The sequence below is a fragment of the Paenibacillus cookii genome (assembly GCF_018333375.1).
GTDB classification, from domain to species: Bacteria; Bacillota; Bacilli; order Paenibacillales; family Paenibacillaceae; genus Paenibacillus_AQ; species Paenibacillus_AQ cookii.
In genome coordinates this window covers 15793-33340 of sequence record NZ_BORW01000011.1, presented here as the reverse complement: position 1 = coordinate 33340, position 17548 = coordinate 15793, and the positions used below count along the sequence as shown (strand labels likewise).

Here is a 17548-nt window from a genome sequence, read left to right as displayed (position 1 = left end):
CTACCCCATCATCGCGCTTCTTTTGTATCGGTACACGAACAACGTGACCACGAGCAGAGCCGCGATGTTAAGCGTCAGCATCCCGATGTCCTGGATCGCGTTACTGCCGGCCGATATCGCTCCGACGGCCTTGTTCAAATAAAATCCGGGGAAAAACTTCTGAATATGGACCATGAACTCCGGCATATGAAGTCCGAGATCGTTCGTCAGATTCATTGCCATAAATCCCATGTAGAGCGGGAAGGAGAGGGATTGAAGCGAAACGACATCCAGCAGGAATCCCAGGCTCAGCCCGATGAAAATGTAGTAGAGGCTGGAGTAGACCGCAAGCAGCTCCATTTTCAGCAGCATTCCGTCGATGTTCAATCTGAAAACGGCAAGGCCGAATACAATGATGACGGCGGCGATCAACACGTTGAGCAGCAGCTGGACAAACGCCGTCACAAAAATGAATTTTCCCGGCGAATACGGCGTGACGGCATAGATGCTGCCAATGTAGGACTTTTCCTTGGCGACGCGCGTGCTAAGCGTGTTCAGTCCGCTCCCCGCCGTTCCGAACAACGTGCAAAATACGGCAAGATAAGTAATGTATTGCCCTTGGTCGCCTTCCGGCTTGGCAAAAGCGTTCAAAACCACCAAAAACACCAGCGGCAGCACCAACGTAAAAAATACGAAACGTTTGTTGCGCAGCACCTTCAAAATTTCATAACGAATGATCGTGATCATGCCTGCTTCACTCCTTCTTCCGGATTCAGATCATAAATTTCCCGGTAACAATCCCTGACTTCCTTCAGCCTTTCCTCAAACGTCATGCCCCGCTGCTGCAAATACGCGCAAAGCACGGCATGTTTATTCTTGTCGGTGACATACAGCTTGCGGTCTTCCATCAGGCCGCCGAATTGGCGCTGAAGATCGAGTGCTTCCTCCGCCGTCTCCAGATAAACGACGATCACCTTTTGGGTGTTCAAATCCTCTTTGCGCACATCGGCGATAATCTCGCCGTTCTTCAGGAAAATAAACCGGCGGCAGTAGTCATTCAGCTCGTCGAGATGATGGGAGGTTACGAAAATCGACTTGCCCTGCTCCTGAATTTCCCGGATTTTATTCCAGAACATTCGGGAGGCCGTCACATCCATCCCTACCGTCGGTTCGTCCAGGAACAGCAGCTTGGGATCCGCCGCCAGCGAAAGTGCAAAAGACAGTCTCCGTTTCTGGCCGCCGGAAAGGTTTTGAACCATTGAGCGCGCTTCTTTGACAAGATCGCCGGCCTCGAGCAGGGCATGGGTGCTTACGTTTGATTTGCTGTAGCTTTTGTGCAATTCGATCACTTCCCTGACCCGCAAATGATCCGGAAACAAATCGTGCTGAAGCATGACGCCGACATCTTGCCGCGTATTAAAGTTCCGGACGATCTCGCCGCCATCAATCAATGTAAGGCCTAATACCGAACGGATCATCGTCGTTTTTCCGGCTCCATTCGGTCCGATCAGCGCGATGCTCTCCCCTTCGTCGATCTCGAAGCTTACTCCGGACAATACCTGTTTTTCCTTAAAGCGCTTTTCAACCTGGTTAAATTTCAACAGCATCAACAATCTCCTTCTTCCCTTTAAAATTTGGCCTTCGTAAAATATGCCATGTCTCTGTTTCGGGCTTCGTACGAGGAGCTTTATAGAAACTTTGGAGCCCTTTCCTTTATGGAAAAGGATGAGGCGCATGCTGAATGTCTCCCGGCGCAACGCCCCAGAGCCGGGCTGCTTGCTCCAGCCGCTTCCGGCTTAACATCCGATGTTCCTCTCCAAACCAGAGCTGCTGCAAATGGGGGATCAGCACTTTGACGACCTCCAGGCCCAGATGCGTGTATCCCTCCGGCGTCTGACGAACCAGAATGACGTCGCCGAAAATGGCTGTCAGCCGGTCAAGAAGCCCCGAAGTTTCGCTGGCCATATCAATGGCGGTATATCTGAGTTTTTCGTAATAATCTGCAAAGCGTTCCATGAGATCCACGTCGCCGCCCCCGAACAAAAAATCGAAATGATGCCTTTCCTCCGGCAAGAAGTAGAGGATCGGGTGGTCTTCGACTTCCCGAACGCCCTGGCGCTTGATGCGTTTGGCCTTCTCACGGATTTCGCCGGTATGCGTGTCGTAAAATTCAAGGGCGAGCAGCATTTCCTCGAGCGCGTTCTGAATGGCTTTCTCCGGATCGGGATGCGCCGCGGACGTCGAATACGCCGCAAACTTTTCCGGCGTCCTGCCGAAGCAAAGCGCCCAGATGACCGGGATTCCGGTATCCATGGTGATGTCGAACAACCTGACATCGTAGTCCAGTTGCTCCAGCCTTCCGCACATGTACCGGGCTTTGCCGTTCGTAACGGATTCCGGTCGAATTTCCGGGGGTGCATGCCGTAAATACCAATGATTCAGAAAAGCATCCCGTTCGATCAATTCGAGGCAGGCATAATACACGCTGTCCAGAAGGCCGGTACCCAACGCGTTGCCGTTGGAGTTCCCTTTATAAACCCGCAGCGCGCCGCCCGAATAATTCTGATCCATTTTGTAGTAAGCCAAGCTTTCGGGAACATACGTTAGCGCTTTTGAGCTCCAGGAATAGGCGGGGATCCATGGCAACTCGCCATCTTCGTCAAAGGGAATCAGACTCTCGCTTGAACCTGCAACATCCCTGATAAAGATCCGGGGATCCGTCACATGCCCTGACTGCCGCATGGCGTTAAAACTGGCGCGGGCAACCGTTCGCTCCCGGCCTCGCGGATGCATGCCCGCATACCTTTCGAGGGCTTCAAACAAAGACTTGCGCTCGCTTGCCCGATAATCGGTCGTGCTTCCGATCCCCATTCCATATTTTTCTTCCCTATTTACCCGGAAAAAGGTGGAGACGGAAAAGAAGGATCGCGTATTCCGGTCTTTATAAACGATAAAATTCGAGTCGGTATTATCCGCCCTGAAAACATCGCTCGGAATGGAGGCCTCCTTCGGGCGGTAACTGTCTCCATACGGGTACACCGCCTTCTCCCTAAAAGCCGCCGCAAACGCTTCGGCGTCATCCGGATTCCCGCCTTCCGAGCAATTGGAGCATCGTTCCGCCGGCCAAAAGGTTAGCCGTTTCAACAATCCGTTTCCGTTCATCCGGTAATAGTCCAGCAGTCCCGGCCGCCTGCGCTTGCGGAGCAGCATGCCGAAGCATTCCATCACGAGATCCTCGGGTACCCGCAGGTCTCCGACCAGCCTGCTGGGCGCCCCTTCAAGCCGATATTCATGCTCCCGAAGATTGAAAGTCCTCCGTTTCAGGAAGCAGGAAGGGCAGCCTAATTCTTCACGGTAAAAAACCGGCCCGACGATGCATTCATGCGCGTCCACGTGCAGCAGGGCAAATTTCGGAGGCTTCCGTTCCAAATATCCGTTTGTTTCCGGACGGTCGCCGTACGTGATCAAACAGGGCAGCCGTTCCCCCTCGACCTCCAAAAGCGTCCAAGGCTCTCTCCGGTTCAGTACCTCGTTCAACGCGTGCGTTGCGAACATAAATCATCACCTCCCCCCAATAAAGCAAACCCGTATTTGCGGGAAAACCCGTCTTCATATCGAAAAAGAGGAAGCTCGCCATTCTGCCGGTCCCGTGTATGATAGGCCCCCGCCAGCCTATTTTCATCCCTAAAAGCTCCTGCATTAGCCTCCGTGGATCCTTCCTTCGCGCGAAGTCTGTTCCATAACCGGAACAAGGCATCCTCCAGATCCTCTCCGAAAGCCCGCAAAAGAACTCCGCCGCTTTTCCATTCAACGCCGTATACCGGCATCAAGGCTTCAATGACCTGGTAACTCATGACCGGCGGGAATAACACGGGGCCAGGCATCCAAAACGAAAATTGTCCGGGATCGAAAATCCGCTGCTCTTTCTCTACCCCGCCATTCAATCCGTAACGGTTGAGATGATTCAGATAAGCGGCCCGAACGGTTAATCCGGGAGAAAGCGTGCGGTAGCTGCAATAATGGGTAAGCATGTATGCATACATATCCTCCAGCACACGGCGTTTGCTCGGACCGTCAAATTTGCGGACGTGATCTCCGAAATCCGCCGTTAACGTCCAGTACGTTTCGAAATCGATCTCTATTTGCCGCACCCGCTCCTGAACCAATTCCTGTTCAAGCACGCTTTCATCGCGTGTTTCTTCTCCCAACTTCAGAAGCGGGCTTCGGACCAGCGGGCAGCATTCCGCATGTGCGGTTTCGGGCAGCGGAGCAATGGCCGCAAGGCCGTCGGCATCCATCGTGATGATGCGATCTCCCTCCCATAACTGCGTTTCCAACAGCTTGGGAAGAGGAAACCTGTTCAAAGAAGACACCGGATATTGCCGCCCAAGACAGCTCATGCACACCCCATCGGCGAATATGATCCGGTCTCCCAACTCGTAACGTTCCTTCGGCCGGGGCGTTTCCGGCTCCCGCAGCAGGCTGCGAACGCGGGCCACCCACTCCGCTTCCTGCGGGTTCGGATCAGGCTTTGCAAAAAGATGGACGATATCGTCATAACTGGCAGCTGCAACACTGATGATCCGGCTGCGTCCGAGCAATTCAACCCTTCCGGGGCCGCCAATGATCCGCACGGGACTTTTATCCATCGCTTCTTCCTCCTTTCCGGCATTACATTTCGTACACATATTCAGCCGTATAATCGGTCTGATACGGATCCGGCAGCGCTTCTTCAAACACAACGGCGATGTCCCCATATTGCTGCCGGCTCCGCTGGATGTGCTTCAGCATTTCGATAACATAGAGCGGCTCTTCCGCATCAAAAAAAATCGGCTTGTGAATGGCCGTCGCCCCATATTCGATCTGGAGCTTTCCTTCGCGGACTGGAAAAAGCCTGACGAAAGAACGCAGCGGAATATCATGGGATTCTAGAAGCTCATGGAAAGAGCCGTATCCTTCCAGGTCGAAGGTCAGACTTGAGAAAAGGCTGGAGTGCAATATGTTTTTGCGGCGCTGCAAAATAAGATCACCGAAGCTGATTCTTCCCAGCTTCCTGCTCTCCCCGATCGAAATCTCGTTATACTCGAATCCAATTCCGTTTAAAAAGCCCGATTGACTTAGAAGGGCAATATTCCTGTAATCTTCCGGAAGATATGCCGGCGCAAGGCTGCCCGTGTAAAGCGCGATCCCCCGAACATCTCCTGCCCGCAGCTCAAACCGGTTCATGTCCGCGTTCCACTCCAATGTGCAGCTGTTTAGGGCAATCAAACGGGAGGTTTCCGAATGCCCCCCTTCCTCCGGATCGTGTATTTCTTCCGTCAAGGAATACGTTTCCGAAAAATCGTTCGTGTTCGGATTAAATCCGCAGGACGGCGAATACGTCAGCAGCAACGCCTCTTCGCATCCCAAAGCGGATCTTATTTTATGGAGCACCTGCTCATGGCGCCCCGGGTCATGGTAGATGGAATACGCCAGGTAACCGTTTTTGCAATCATTGACGACGTATTTGCCGTTCATCGCCGGCTGAATGAATAGCTGCAGCGTCCGCTGCGGCTTGATGCCGAGCTCCTCAAGCTGCGCTTTAAGATCCATAAGTTCATCTTCCCCGATATGCACGTCCTCGCCGTTTTCAGCCGGTTTGATCCGTTCCCGATAAACGTCCTTCAAATCTTCAAGGCGGGTTACCTGGGGCGATGCGGCAAACACTGTATTTCGGCTGGTCCGGCGCAGAGCTACCTCTTTTTCGTACATGCCGGCGTATTCCGAAAGAGACTGGCGAAGCGACTCATAGGAAGCAGGGAGCCGGTCCTTAAGCAATTCTTTCATGAACAGCCTGAACTTTAATCTGTGATCGAATAACGGAAGAATATCTGCCCATTCGTCGATCGTTCTTCTGGCGGAAGCCCGAATCTCATGGGGGCCCGCAGGAATATAGCTGTCTTCATGAAAAAGATCCAAGGGACGTTTTCCTTTCCACAACACCGCATCGCAGCATGCTGAAGCATGCTTCTGCGCGGAAAGGATCAGCGACTCCCGTATATGAAGATCCGAGGTGTTCTCCAGCCGGGAAGCGATGAGATGCAGTGCCTCCAGATGCCTGACGAAGCTGTCGACTCTCCCGGAAACGTTCCGGAAAGAAGACGCTTCGTCAATCAGAGTGTTTAAGGTAAGGGTCTCCGCCTTGCGCTCCAGCACATTTCGAAGATAGCCGGCGGCCAACAGCTTCGCGGTCCGGCTCTCAACCCAATCCGTTCCGACACCCAAGCGGGAGGCGAGTTCTTCCCATGTAACGATGCTGCCGGAAGGGAGATTTCGCAGCCTCGGTTCCTGTAACATGAATCGCCGTTTTTGACGCTGATATAGACCGGGCCGGACCTCTAACGGCTCCCCGGCGCCGACGGTCCAAACTGCTTCTCCGAACGGATCGGCCTCATATTTAATTCGAAAACGGCTTGCTCGGATGACTTCCGGCAGCAGGAGAAAATAATCAAACCATGCAAGCAATATCCACTGGGCCAAACGGATCCGGCTAGTCGATGTCCGGGTACCTATCCTGCCGATGGAGGTAAACGTGGATAACGGGGCGGTTTTGGCAAATGAACGCATCATAATTTTCCAAACCTTTCCTGTTTTTTTGGGGCTATAGGAATTGTTCATCGAACAATACATTTCAAAGTTGGTGAACAGCAAGGCATTTTGTACGTTTGACTGCTCCCGGAACAGCTCATAAAGCTCTTCCGCTTGTCTTTTATATGCTTTTTCAAATTGTTCCCGCAAAAGTTCCTCATGCTGCTGAAGCTCCTGTCCACGGATTAGATGGGACCGGATGTTTTCCAACAGAAGCGGATCTACGAATTCAAGCTTGGGGATCTTTTCGAACTGTATCTTGCCTCTTTTCATCCCCTGCTGGAGGCGTATGTATGCAATTCTGGCTCCCGGCTCACGTTCAATGAATCCGGATAATTGTTGGCGCAGCTTCTGCCGCTGCGTTGCATAGGCAGCGCGCTCTTTCCGATAGTTGGCGAATCGTAGGTAGAAATGATCCTTCAGGCGCTGAATAGAATGTGAAGACAGATGATTTTGGCGGATGAATACGTGGGGTTCCGTCACCAATGCTCCTCCTCCGGAAAATCCCTTGGATGAAGCGGCCGCTACCGCCCCATCCAAGGTTTTTGAATCCATCTTAGGAAAGTAAGTCTTGCGCAGGCGTTTGATTTGCTCGGCTGAATGTGATCAAGCACAGGAAGAAGAGCAGGAAGAACAGGAAGAAGATCCGCAGGTGGAGTGGCTGCCGCTTCCGCTCGATGCCGCAGTGGAAGGGATCGCTTCCGCTTGATCAAGTTCGATCAGCTCCAGATCGAGATTTTCCAGTTCTTTGTTCAATTCCTTGTTCAATTGGTTCATGTTTAACATCTCCTTTAACATTTTTAATGAGTTCGATCGGATGGACTCGCTTCAGGCTTATGCACAAGATGAAGAGCAAGAGGAGCAGGACGAAGATCCGCAGGTGGAACTGCTGCCGCTTCCGCTCGATGCCGCAGTGGAAGGGATCGCTTCCGCTTGATCAAGCTCGATCAGCTCCAGGTCGAGATTTTCCAGTTCTTTGTTCAATTCCATGTTCAGGTCGCTCATGACGTTCACCTCCTTTTTACGACGATTGGGTACGGGGCAAGTTAACGTTCAAGCAGTTTCCCAAAGGAATGTCTCCCTTCAAAAGTTCTTGGTGCATTTGTTAATTGCTTCCTGTAAACAGACTAACACAGCTTTTATCCGGCTTCACCGAATACGTGTTTAGGGTTCTCCACAATTGTCTTGCGGCCGGTTTTGCGGAGCCCGTTACGGTCGTTACGAGCAGCCGCAAGAGGCTAAAGAATCAGCATTTTTAGGTGTATGGGCAGGGTTTCAAGCCGAACATCCTGGTCTATAATGGTTACTGAACCAGTTGTTAGGGAGGGAAACAAGTGACGGAAAAGGCTTTATCTGGGGGAAGATGGAACAAATCAAACTTTTTGAATAAACGGGTTTGCGGGTTATGGCTGATCTGGGTCGCTGTGGTCATTTTCGCCGGGCTGATGGCGGGAGGAAAGCAGCTGATCATGATGCCCGTTTTTTCTTTCGGCTATGTCATCGGGATTTTCGGCATTTTGGCCAACAAATCCTTAAGCCGCAAATTATCGTACGGAAAGCCGACGCAAGGGCAAAACCGGATGCTTTTCTTTTCGATCATCCTCATGTTCGTACTGATGGTGCTGATCGGCGGGCCGCATTTTGCGGACGAAAATTACCGGCTGATTTGGCTTGGGGCGTTTTTGGCGATCGGCATTCATTTTATCCCGATGGCTTGGGTTCACGGGCCTTCGATGTTTGTGCTCGCCGTGCTGCTGATCGCTGATGCGCTTCTGGGCCTTCTCGATTCGAACATTAGCTTCCATCTGCTCGCATATGCCGATATCGGCGTCAAGCTTGTATTCGGCATTTACCTTCTATTGACCGGAAAGCCGATGAACAAGAAAGCGCAGACCGAAACCCCTTTAACCCATTAAGCGGGACGCCAAAACTGCCGAATCCATGGCTCTCCCAACATAAACAGGGATTCGATCGCTCCTTATCGGAGAGCTCGAATCCCTTATTTTGCGTGGAACGGAATCAAAAATCCACTTAACATAGGAACATATGTTTGGTATAATTTGAAATAAAGGACCGTTTATGTTTTTAGCGAAAACATAGGAACGAAAGAAACGGAGTTGATGGGCTTGACGACGATCGTTCAAAAAATGGATCCGGAAACGGGAGCCGCCGATTTAAGATGCCGGCTGCCCAAACAAATCAGGCAAGCGGTGATGGACCTGATCGAAGCCGATTCCGGTTCGGATTATTTCTATAAGCTGCTGACGGATCGCGCCCAGATCCAGCTTTTGCTGATCGAAAGGAACCGTAAGGAAAATTACGCCCAGTGCCACTGCTTTTCGACGGACATGGGCGACCCCGGGTACGCGTATGAAAGCCTGCCGCTTTCCAACGTCCGGGTGTTTGCCGATATGGCGGACAAGCTTAATCTTGTTTAGTCCCTTCCTTCAAAGCCTTGACGCGGGCATATTCCTCTTCGATCGTTCTCGACAGCAGCTCGGTTGCGGTCATGTTCAATTTTTTGGCCGTATCCGCCAGCATTTGCTTAATGTACACAGGAACGTCGTAATGAAATTTCACCTTGTTTCCGTAAGCCATCTTCAGCCTTCCTTCCCGAATACGCTTTGGTGTTTTCTTTCGATCAGGCGAATCAAAAGCTGCGTTGCGGACATGTCCTGGAGCTCGGCGGCTTCGATCAGCTTTTCCTTGATCTCGGGCTGAAACTCATAAGGAAGCTTCAGCTTCGGCTCGCTTAAGTGTCCGCTCATGCCTTTTTCGATTTCGATCGCGGCCCGAACCAGGCTTTCAAGGCTGTCCTGCGGCCCCGGCTGCCGTCCGTATTTTACCAATACCCGCAGCAGATATGCCCGCAGTGCGGCCTGATCCTCATCGTCAATGTCGATCCGCATCGTTCCGTCCGGAAAATCGATCCGGCAGTCAACCGTATATCCGAATAAATTGAGGGCGTATTTCATGCCACCTCTCCTTTCTCACGGTTGTATTATAGTATGCCTTGTAACGTTACGCAATATAAGGCATCCATCCGGCATGCCGTCATCCCTAAAAGAGCAGCCCGTTAGAAAACGGACTGCTCTCATGATTTTTACGATCTATAATTCCTTATAAGTTCCTGTGGCGGTTATGGATATCTTTATTCACTCCAACGTAACGCTTGGCCCGAGGGTAATTTCAAACGCGCGTCCCCAAATGAATGCCGGATTATCATACGCTAACGATGCGCCGGCATAAGCCGAACAAATCCAGCTGCCGGATCGTTTGATCTGGCGGATCGCCCGCGAAGCGCAGGCCTGGAACGCTTTACGTTCCGCAAGAGCTTTCGTATTTTCCTGCATCCGGTCCCGCAGCAGCTTCACGAGAACTTCATAGTCTTCCGGCGAGTTGAACAGAAGCATATTCTGGTCTGCATAAGGAACGTTCTCGTACAGGGAATGCGCCCGGGAGTAGGTCCGAACTTCGGCAATCGTCAGCTTTTTATAATAATAATCCTTCAGGAAACGTTTGAAGAGCAGCGAACCATGCGCATTGGCGGCATCCCCCAACGCATAGGGCCGGCGTTCCGTGATCAGAAACGCATACCGGGATTGGGCCATTCCGAGCGCAAGCCCGATTTTGTTTCCGGCCGTATTCCAACCGCTGTACCCAAGCAGCATTCCGGTGGCCGCATCGTCCAGCAGCGCCTGCGTCACGGTTTCGTTCGCCGCGCCGCCCCCCACGAAATCGATCGCGATCGTTGGGAGCTGCTGATCGGCATTGCCCGCGATATGGCTCCCGGCTTCTATAGCCTTGTCGGCTCCCGTGATCGCAACGATTTCGATGTCGCAAGGCCCCGAGTCTACGAAACGTCCGCCGATCATGTCCACATGATACCGGATATTATCGTGCACGCTCATATACTCATAGGGATTCACGATCGTCGAACCGTCGGGCCCGAAATACCGGACGCTGTATCGCGGTTTGAAGCCGCAGCGGTGCAAATGGAGTGCCATGCGCCCCATCAGGGAGTGGCCCAGGCCGTCCGCATCCGGTAGAAGGATGACGCGGTCCGGATTTTGGCCGTCATGGCCGTTCAAATGCTGGTCTACATAAGCCTCAAGAAAGTCGATTTCATTCGACTGCACGCCCTGCGTATACGAATCGTCGACGCCGATGGCAAGAAAATCGATCGCTCCCGAGCGGACGAGCTGGTCCAAAATGTAATAATTCGATTTGAACTTATGGCGCCGCGCATTGTAATACTGCTCCTTGTCGAAGTGTACCGGCGTCCCGAAATGCGTGCCGTCCGGCTTGATGTCGTAGCCGTCCAAAATCGCTTCGAATTCCGAAGCGGCCGCGCGAGGCTGCTGCGCAAAGGCGCGGGCCTCGTCGTACGCGCTTTGGGTCAGTCCCTCGACGAATACGGTCGTGGCAAGCCGCATAATCGTATCGAGTACGTACACGGGCTTATGGGGGCAGGTCTGCTTAATTTCGCGAATGACGTCAAGCAATCCGGTCGTTTCCGGATCATAGTCCGGATAAGTGCCGCCCCCGCTGGTGCGGAAGCGCCGGCTGCCAATGAGCCCTCCGTAGGCCAGCATATCGGACGAGATGATGAATCCGTCGACCGCCAAAATATGTTTCTGAATAAACCGCCGGATCCGATCCGTGTCTCCAAAGACCGGGGAATGCGTGTCGAGCAGCGTGTTCCCTTCGGCGTCCGCTTCGGTGTCGAGCCTGTTTTTCACGTCTTCCGCATCCGGAGTGATGACCTGGATCCCTGCCGCCCGGGCCTGCACGACCACGTCGTCAAGATTGCAAGGGCGATCGTCCAGAGGCACATACAAAACTTTTTTCATAAATACATCTCCTTTTCAACTCGAAATAGTATATGACGTTACGTAACGCGATATGAATGATTAAAAAAAAATCATTCCTTTCCTGTATCGATACCTTGGTCTGATTGGCGGGAACATCGCGGACGTCCGGACATCCCGGGTCATTCCCGAACCAACCCGAAGGCCATCTCATCGATATGCCCTTCGTTGAAATCATAATATCATGTAACGTATCGATACGCAATATGATTTGGTTAAATTTTTCCTGTACATTATTTTTGAGCAAGGGCCGGATCAGAACGCTAACATGCCGGAAGGGGCAGCGCCGAAACTAACATTCACATTTCGATGAGCATCGAATTTTTTCTCGATTAAACTATTCCTTGCAACCCATCGCAGAAAGGAATGTGATTTCATGCCTCATACGCAAAAGAAAACATCCGATGTTCGAATCGCCACGATAGAGCCCAAAATATTATATTACGGCACCCCTGTCCTGCTGCTGAATACGTTGAACGAGGACGAAACGGTCAATATCAGCCCGATCTCGTCCTCCTGGGCGCTCGGCGATTACATCGTCCTGGGGCTGGGGACAAGCAGCAAGGCGTACGACAATTTGATGCGCCATCCGGAGTGCGTGTTGAATATCCCCGATCCGTCCTTGTGGAAGCATGTCGAACAACTTGCCCCTTTTACGGGCAAAGACCCCGTCCCGGCGTTCAAACAAGCGTTAGGCTTCACCTGCGCCAAAGACAAATACGCCGTCAGCGGCCTGACGCCGATTCCGTCCGAAGCCGTCCGCCCGAGCCGCATTCTCGAGTGTCCGCTGCAAATCGAAGCGGAAGCGGTGAACATCCGCCTGCCGGAATACGCCGACTTTTTTGCGGTGATCGAAACGAAGGCCGTTCGCGTTCACGCCCATGAAGACATTTTGATTCGCGAAAACCACGTCGATCCCGCCAAATGGAGCCCGCTGATCTATAATTTCAGGCATTATTTCGCGCTGGGCGATTTTCTCGGGAAGACGTTCCGGAGCGAGACCTGATCTGCAGGAAAAGACACGTTCGGCATCCGCTTTCTCCGGATTCGCGCTGGCATTTCCCTTCAGCCGCATGTAAGATAGAAGCAAATCATACTGAAATGAGGGAACCGCCATTCAAGCTTGGTTAAAAATGATCGCGGTCGTCGTGTTGACCAGCATTTTAACGCGTTTTCTTCCGTTTTCGGCGTTTTTCCGCAACGTGGATACCCTTGTCCACGAGCTGTCGCATGCCCTGATGACGCTGGCCTTATCGGGCCGGGTCAATGTCATCCATTTGTACAGCAACCAGGGCGGAGTCACGCTCTCCACGTTTGACCGCAACTGGATGGCCATTCCGATCTCGCTTGCCGGATACGTCGGTTCCGCGCTGTTTGCGGTGCTGCTCTTTTACCTTTATGCCAGACGACAAGAGCGCGCCGGACTGATCACCGCCATGATTCTGGCCATCGTCGCGGCCGCGCTTTTCGTGCGCAACGGCTACGGGGTCATCTGGTGCATCGGTTTTGCGGTTTTGAGCGGGCTCGTCGCTTTTGCGGCTCCGCCTCTGCTGCAAAGATGCTATTATATGCTCATTGCCTTTATCTGCTTGGTCGAGTCCGTGATCAGCCCGTTCGTCATTTTGTTCCGGTCGGTGACGCGTCCCGGTTCCGCGGGCGATGCCGCCAATCTGGCCGAAGCGACGTATGTTCCGGCCGTCGTCTGGTGTCTCGTGTTCGTTGCGGTCTCCTTATGCTGCGCCAAGCTGTCGACGACGATGTTGTTCAAACGCGGATTCGGCTCCGGAAAGCCGAGAGAAACGCACTGAAAAACAGAATTTACGCCTATCCAAAAAATCGCCTCGGGTTTATCGGGCGGTTTTTTGTCGTTTATATTTTTAATAGGCAGGCGCCCGCAAGACCCTCCTTTTTTCGTCATCCTCCAAGGCTTGTACAACAACAATTAAGTTAATCGGATCAAATTATATTTGCCATTGACAAAAAAGTTTACCAGGGGCAAAATAGAGGTATCAAGACGCAGGAACGTTCTATATCATGAATCATTAAACTCATAAATAGATTGAAGGGATAACGATGGAAAACATGACTTCTATTGACCCAACCCCAAAACATAACCGGAAACATCAGGTATTCAGCTCCACGAACGGGCTCAGCCTCAGCGAAATCAACAATACCGTTTCGCTCCCGAAAAACGCGGGGTTCTGGAAAAAGCTTGCCGCCTATAGCGGACCCGGCGTCCTGGTCGCCGTCGGATACATGGACCCGGGAAACTGGATTACTTCCATACAAGGCGGAGCACAATATGGATATACGCTTCTAAGCATCATTTTGCTTTCCAGCCTCATCGCCATGCTGCTACAGAGCATGTGCGCCAAGCTCGGCATCGTGACGGGCATGGATTTGGCGCAGGCGACGCGCCAAGCGACAAGCAAACCGGTAGCCATCGTCTTGTGGATTTTGACCGAACTTGCGATCATGGCTACCGATATCGCCGAAGTGATCGGCGGCGCGGTGGCGCTGCAGCTGTTATTCAAAATTCCGCTTTTGGTCGGCGTGCTGATTACGACGCTGGACGTGTTGCTGCTGCTGCTGCTCGCCAAAGTCGGTTTCCGTAAAATCGAAGCCATCGTCGCAACGCTGATCGCCACCATTTTTATCGTGTTCTTTTACGAAGTGTTATTGTCCAGCCCAAGCATCGGGCCGCTGCTCCAAGGCTTTATCCCGAGTCCGGAAATCGCGACCAACAACGGCATGCTGCTGATCGCGCTGGGAATCGTCGGAGCGACCGTCATGCCGCATAACCTCTATTTGCACTCGTCGCTGGTGCAATCGCGCCAATTCGAACGCACCTCCGCAGGCAAAAAGGAAGCCGTTCGTTTCGCGACGATCGATTCCAACATCCAGCTCAGCATCGCATTCGTGATCAACTGTTTGCTGCTGGTGCTGGGGGCCGCCATGTTTTTCGGTTCGACCAGCGATTTGGGCCGGTTCACCGATTTGTACAACGCGCTATCCGATAACGCCATCGTCGGCGCCATCGCCAGCCCGCTGCTGAGCACCCTGTTTGCGGTCGCGCTGCTGGCTTCGGGCCAAAACTCGACCATTACGGGCACGTTGTCCGGCCAGATCGTCATGGAAGGTTTTATCCGGATGAAAATGCCCGGCTGGCTGCGCCGCATCATTACGCGGCTCCTCGCCGTCATTCCGGTCATCGTCTGCGTCGTTTTGTACGGCGGCCGGGAAAACGCGGTCGAACAGCTGCTTCTGTACACGCAAGTATTCCTGAGCGTCCAGCTTCCGTTTGCGATCATCCCGCTGGTCATCTTCACCAGCGACAAGAAGCGGATGGGCGAGTTCGCGAACCGCTCCTGGATCAAATATTTGACCTGGGCCATCGCGATCGTGCTGACGGTGCTGAACGTGTTCCTGGTCTACGGCACCTTTGCCGGCATCGGTTGAGTCGATTTTTTCTAGAGTATAAAAAAACTGCCCCGGGGAGACTCCCCAGGGCAGTTTTTGCTATGAGCTAGGATGATCCACAGGCGGCAAAATCGGCGCTTCCGCCCTGCAGCGCCTGCAATCCCAGCGCCAATGCGCCATGCAAGCCGGCATCGGTTCCGAGTACCGGCGGCACGATATATTCCCCGATCTTATCCAGCAGCTCTTCGGCCTGGACGTAACCGTTCAGGATGCGCTTCACCTCTTCCCGAATCAGAGGAAAAAGCTGACGCTGCTGCATGACGCCGCCGCCCAACACAATCTTTTGCGGCGAATGCGTCAGAATCGCCGCGGCGACCGCCTGGGCAATATAATACGCTTCAATGGACCAGGCGGGGTGCCCGGGCGGCAGCTGATGCCCGGGCGCCTTCCAGCGGGCTTCGAGCGCGGGCCCGGCAGCCATGCCTTCCAGGCAATCCCCGTGAAACGGGCAGATGCCGGGGAAGTCATCCTCAGGGTGACGCCGGACCGGCACATGCCCGCCTTCCGGATGAACCAATCCGTGGACGGGCCGACCTCCGGAATAGACGCCCATGCCGACGCCGGTTCCGATCGTGTAATAAATGCAGCTATCGAGGCCTCGAGCCGCTCCCCATGCGGCTTCTCCCAAAGCGGCGGCGTTGACGTCCGTATCCCAGCCAAACGGAACGGCAAAACGACGTTTAAGCTCCCCAAGGAAAGGGTACTGCGCCCAACCCGGTTTGGGGGTTGTCGTAATGCAGCCATATGTCGGGCTGTCAGGCCTGAGGTCGATCGGTCCAAACGAACCGATGCCAATTGCCCCCACCTGCGCATCCGCAAAGTAGGAAATGACTTTCGGGATGGTCTCGCCCGGGCGTTCCGTCGGAAAGCTGATCCTGTCTTCGATCTTTCCTTCTTCGTTTCCGATCCCGCAGACGAATTTGGTCCCGCCCGCTTCAATCGCTCCAATCCGCATATCCGTCTTCTCCTCTCCAATCTTTCCGGTTTCCGTAACCATCGCGTCTTCGCTTAACGAGTAAAACAAAATGGACTAGACGGATAAATCGTATATATCGAGGGCTTCGATCCTCAGCCGTTCATCATCGGCAGCAACGAAAATGCCTGTAGAGGCATGATCCGGATAAATCAAATCGGTCATCACGACCCGGCCCCCGTTTGCGAACACCTCGACGGAAGCGCGGTCAACGAAAATGCGGAGCGCAAGCTGCCCCGGCGCCTCTTCCAGCATGGCGGAATGCCTGCAGGCGAACGACGGATGGAAATCGGCGATGCCGGATCGGGTACGGTCCACAAATATCTCCGCCGCAGCCGCATCGTATCCGATGACCGTTTCCTCGCCGGCTCCGGCTCTTACGCGAAAAGCGATCTCCCCGGGGCTTGAATCCGGGAACCGTACGCGAGCGACGATTTCGAAGCTTTCCAGCCGCAGGCCGGATAACCGCTTCGCAGCGGCGGTCGCGTCGACGTTTTCCAGGGAAACGACCGGCTTGCGGTAGGCCTCCAGCTCACGGACGGGCTGCTGGATCAGCACTATGTCGCCGTTACATTCCCGAAGACGCAGCTCCCTGGCGATCGTCATCGCCCCCCTCCAGCCGTTCGTCGGCGTCAGGTTGGCGTATTTCCAATTGCTCATCCAGCCGATAAACAGGCGCCTGCCGTCTTCCGCCGGAATATCCGACCAGCTGACGCCGGCATAATTGTCCCGGCCGTAATCGAGCCACCGGACGTTCTCCCGCGAACTGGCATCCGGAATAAACCGCTCGCCGTCGAACTCCCCGATAAAATACTGCGTTCTTGACCCTTCCGCAAAACCCGGATGGTCGCCGATGCTGACCAGCATCACCCAACGGCTTTGGTCCTTCGCGCCTTCGACCGGAAGCGGGAACAAATCCGGGCATTCCCATACGCCATCATGGCTTCCGATCCCTTCCCCAAACTCGCTGGACAGCGTCCAATCCTTCAAATTCGGGGATCGGTAAAGGCATACCGTCTGGCCGCACGCGACAATCATCACCCATTGCGCCGACGGCTCGTGCCAGAACACTTTCGGATCGCGGAAATCGATATAGGAATCATGCCGCAGCACCGGATTGCCTTCGTATTTCGTCCATGTCCTGCCCTCGTCCATGCTGTAGGCCAAGCTTTGGCATTGGACGGGCGGCTGCGAACCGGTCCCTTCCGCATGATGGGTAAAAATCGCGACAAGCCCCGGCTCTTCCCCGAAAAACCCCGTCGTGTTACGCCGGTCGACCACCGCGCTGCCCGAAAAGATCATGCCGTGTTCGTCCGGCTCCAGCGCGATCGGAAGCTCCTCCCATGCCACCAGGTCCCTGCTGACCGCATGCCCCCAGTGCATCGGCCCCCAGGTCGTTCCGAACGGGTGATGCTGGTAAAACAAATGATATTTCCCCTTGAAATACACCATGCCGTTGGGGTCGTTCATCCAGTTCTCCCGCGGGGAAAAATGATATGCGCCGCGGTGGTTTTGCTTTGCGATTGTTGACATTCGTTAAACTCCTTCGTTATGGGCCCTCCTTGCGGAAACGGCTGCGCTTGGCCGGAACATGCCGTGCGCGGCCGCATTCCTTTAT

The 17548-nt window shown here is 53.6% G+C and carries 17 protein-coding genes; 5 read left to right on the top strand and 12 right to left on the bottom strand.

All coding sequences use genetic code 11. The features are described 5' to 3' along the window. From KI367_RS12345 to KI367_RS12315, 7 genes are all read right to left on the bottom strand, one after another. Entirely contained in the window at window positions 1–726 is a 726-nt protein-coding gene (locus tag KI367_RS12345; RefSeq protein ID WP_036707305.1) for an ABC transporter permease, read from the bottom strand. Then, complete coding sequence (locus KI367_RS12340) at window positions 723–1586, bottom strand: ABC transporter ATP-binding protein (RefSeq protein WP_212949971.1); 864 nt, start codon at window positions 1584–1586, stop codon at window positions 723–725. The genes KI367_RS12345 and KI367_RS12340 overlap by 4 nt, the downstream gene beginning before the upstream one ends. Before the next feature lie 106 nt (window positions 1587–1692). Next, entirely contained in the window at window positions 1693–3534 is a 1842-nt protein-coding gene (locus KI367_RS12335; protein ID WP_212949969.1) for a YcaO-like family protein, read from the bottom strand. Continuing rightward, on the bottom strand, window positions 3513–4628 hold the full coding sequence (locus KI367_RS12330; protein WP_212949967.1) for a hypothetical protein: 1116 nt from the start codon (window positions 4626–4628) through the stop codon (window positions 3513–3515). Before KI367_RS12330 ends, KI367_RS12335 begins: the two co-directional genes overlap by 22 nt. Before the next feature lie 22 nt (window positions 4629–4650). Next, the gene (locus tag KI367_RS12325; protein WP_212949965.1) at window positions 4651–7089 is read right to left on the bottom strand and encodes a hypothetical protein; all 2439 of its coding nucleotides are present in this window, start codon (window positions 7087–7089) and stop codon (window positions 4651–4653) included. 123 nt (window positions 7090–7212) lie between these two features. Further along, a complete protein-coding gene (locus KI367_RS12320) occupies window positions 7213–7383 on the bottom strand; it encodes a thiazolylpeptide-type bacteriocin (protein ID WP_081992076.1) in 171 nt (56 codons plus the stop codon). Window positions 7384–7440: 57 nt separating this feature from the next. Next, window positions 7441–7611 carry a thiazolylpeptide-type bacteriocin gene (locus KI367_RS12315; protein ID WP_156124501.1) on the bottom strand — a complete coding sequence of 57 codons (171 nt, stop codon included), beginning with the start codon at window positions 7609–7611 and terminating at the stop codon, window positions 7441–7443. Window positions 7612–7940: 329 nt separating this feature from the next. On the opposite strand from KI367_RS12315, the gene KI367_RS12310 reads away from it, so the two are divergent. Together KI367_RS12310 and KI367_RS12305 are read left to right on the top strand one after the other, a co-directional pair. Then, window positions 7941–8522, top strand: coding sequence for a DUF6609 family protein (locus KI367_RS12310; RefSeq protein ID WP_052146805.1), 582 nt, complete (start codon window positions 7941–7943; stop codon window positions 8520–8522). A gap of 210 nt (window positions 8523–8732) precedes the next feature. Continuing rightward, a complete protein-coding gene (locus tag KI367_RS12305) occupies window positions 8733–9044 on the top strand; it encodes a hypothetical protein (protein WP_212949964.1) in 312 nt (103 codons plus the stop codon). Here the strand turns inward: KI367_RS12305 and KI367_RS12300 are convergent. From KI367_RS12300 to KI367_RS12290, 3 genes are all read right to left on the bottom strand, one after another. Further along, window positions 9031–9204: a hypothetical protein gene (locus KI367_RS12300; RefSeq protein WP_197069917.1), complete on the bottom strand. Its 174-nt coding sequence runs from the start codon at window positions 9202–9204 to the stop codon at window positions 9031–9033. The genes KI367_RS12305 and KI367_RS12300 overlap by 14 nt on opposite strands. 2 nt (window positions 9205–9206) lie before the next feature. Next, window positions 9207–9581: a hypothetical protein gene (locus KI367_RS12295; RefSeq protein WP_036707284.1), complete on the bottom strand. Its 375-nt coding sequence runs from the start codon at window positions 9579–9581 to the stop codon at window positions 9207–9209. Between the two features lie 180 nt (window positions 9582–9761). Further along, window positions 9762–11459, bottom strand: a complete 1698-nt coding sequence (locus KI367_RS12290; RefSeq protein WP_212949962.1) for a DUF4127 family protein — start codon at window positions 11457–11459, stop codon at window positions 9762–9764. Between the two features lie 394 nt (window positions 11460–11853). Between KI367_RS12290 and KI367_RS12285 the strand changes: the two genes are divergently transcribed. The 3 genes from KI367_RS12285 to KI367_RS12275 all read left to right on the top strand — a co-directional run bounded on the left by KI367_RS12285 (window position 11854) and on the right by KI367_RS12275 (window position 14936). After that, on the top strand, window positions 11854–12483 hold the full coding sequence (locus tag KI367_RS12285; RefSeq protein ID WP_036707277.1) for a flavin reductase family protein: 630 nt from the start codon (window positions 11854–11856) through the stop codon (window positions 12481–12483). Between the two features lie 127 nt (window positions 12484–12610). Further along, window positions 12611–13285 carry a M50 family metallopeptidase gene (locus tag KI367_RS12280; protein WP_081992074.1) on the top strand — a complete coding sequence of 225 codons (675 nt, stop codon included), beginning with the start codon at window positions 12611–12613 and terminating at the stop codon, window positions 13283–13285. Window positions 13286–13559: 274 nt separating this feature from the next. Next, window positions 13560–14936: an Nramp family divalent metal transporter gene (locus tag KI367_RS12275; protein ID WP_052146823.1), complete on the top strand. Its 1377-nt coding sequence runs from the start codon at window positions 13560–13562 to the stop codon at window positions 14934–14936. Window positions 14937–15003: 67 nt separating this feature from the next. Here KI367_RS12275 and KI367_RS12270 read toward each other — a convergent pair whose 3' ends face one another. Both KI367_RS12270 and KI367_RS12265 read right to left on the bottom strand, forming a co-directional pair. Next, complete coding sequence (locus KI367_RS12270) at window positions 15004–15912, bottom strand: ROK family protein (protein WP_212949960.1); 909 nt, start codon at window positions 15910–15912, stop codon at window positions 15004–15006. Between the two features lie 75 nt (window positions 15913–15987). Next, window positions 15988–17463, bottom strand: a complete 1476-nt coding sequence (locus KI367_RS12265; protein WP_212949958.1) for a glycoside hydrolase family 32 protein — start codon at window positions 17461–17463, stop codon at window positions 15988–15990. Between the last annotated feature and the right edge of the window lie 85 nt (window positions 17464–17548).

Coding starts and splice junctions, on each gene's coding strand:
- KI367_RS12345 (WP_036707305.1), bottom strand. CDS start 726: ATGATCACGATCATTCGTTATGAAATTTTGAAGGTGCTGCGCAACAAA.
- KI367_RS12340 (WP_212949971.1), bottom strand. CDS start 1,586: ATGCTGTTGAAATTTAACCAGGTTGAAAAGCGCTTTAAGGAAAAACAG.
- KI367_RS12335 (WP_212949969.1), bottom strand. CDS start 3,534: ATGTTCGCAACGCACGCGTTGAACGAGGTACTGAACCGGAGAGAGCCT.
- KI367_RS12330 (WP_212949967.1), bottom strand. CDS start 4,628: ATGGATAAAAGTCCCGTGCGGATCATTGGCGGCCCCGGAAGGGTTGAA.
- KI367_RS12320 (WP_081992076.1), bottom strand. CDS start 7,383: ATGAACCAATTGAACAAGGAATTGAACAAAGAACTGGAAAATCTCGAT.
- KI367_RS12315 (WP_156124501.1), bottom strand. CDS start 7,611: ATGAGCGACCTGAACATGGAATTGAACAAAGAACTGGAAAATCTCGAC.
- KI367_RS12300 (WP_197069917.1), bottom strand. CDS start 9,204: ATGGCTTACGGAAACAAGGTGAAATTTCATTACGACGTTCCTGTGTAC.
- KI367_RS12295 (WP_036707284.1), bottom strand. CDS start 9,581: ATGAAATACGCCCTCAATTTATTCGGATATACGGTTGACTGCCGGATC.
- KI367_RS12290 (WP_212949962.1), bottom strand. CDS start 11,459: ATGAAAAAAGTTTTGTATGTGCCTCTGGACGATCGCCCTTGCAATCTT.
- KI367_RS12285 (WP_036707277.1), top strand. CDS start 11,854: ATGCCTCATACGCAAAAGAAAACATCCGATGTTCGAATCGCCACGATA.
- KI367_RS12280 (WP_081992074.1), top strand. CDS start 12,611: ATGATCGCGGTCGTCGTGTTGACCAGCATTTTAACGCGTTTTCTTCCG.
- KI367_RS12275 (WP_052146823.1), top strand. CDS start 13,560: ATGACTTCTATTGACCCAACCCCAAAACATAACCGGAAACATCAGGTA.
- KI367_RS12270 (WP_212949960.1), bottom strand. CDS start 15,912: ATGCGGATTGGAGCGATTGAAGCGGGCGGGACCAAATTCGTCTGCGGG.
- KI367_RS12265 (WP_212949958.1), bottom strand. CDS start 17,463: ATGTCAACAATCGCAAAGCAAAACCACCGCGGCGCATATCATTTTTCC.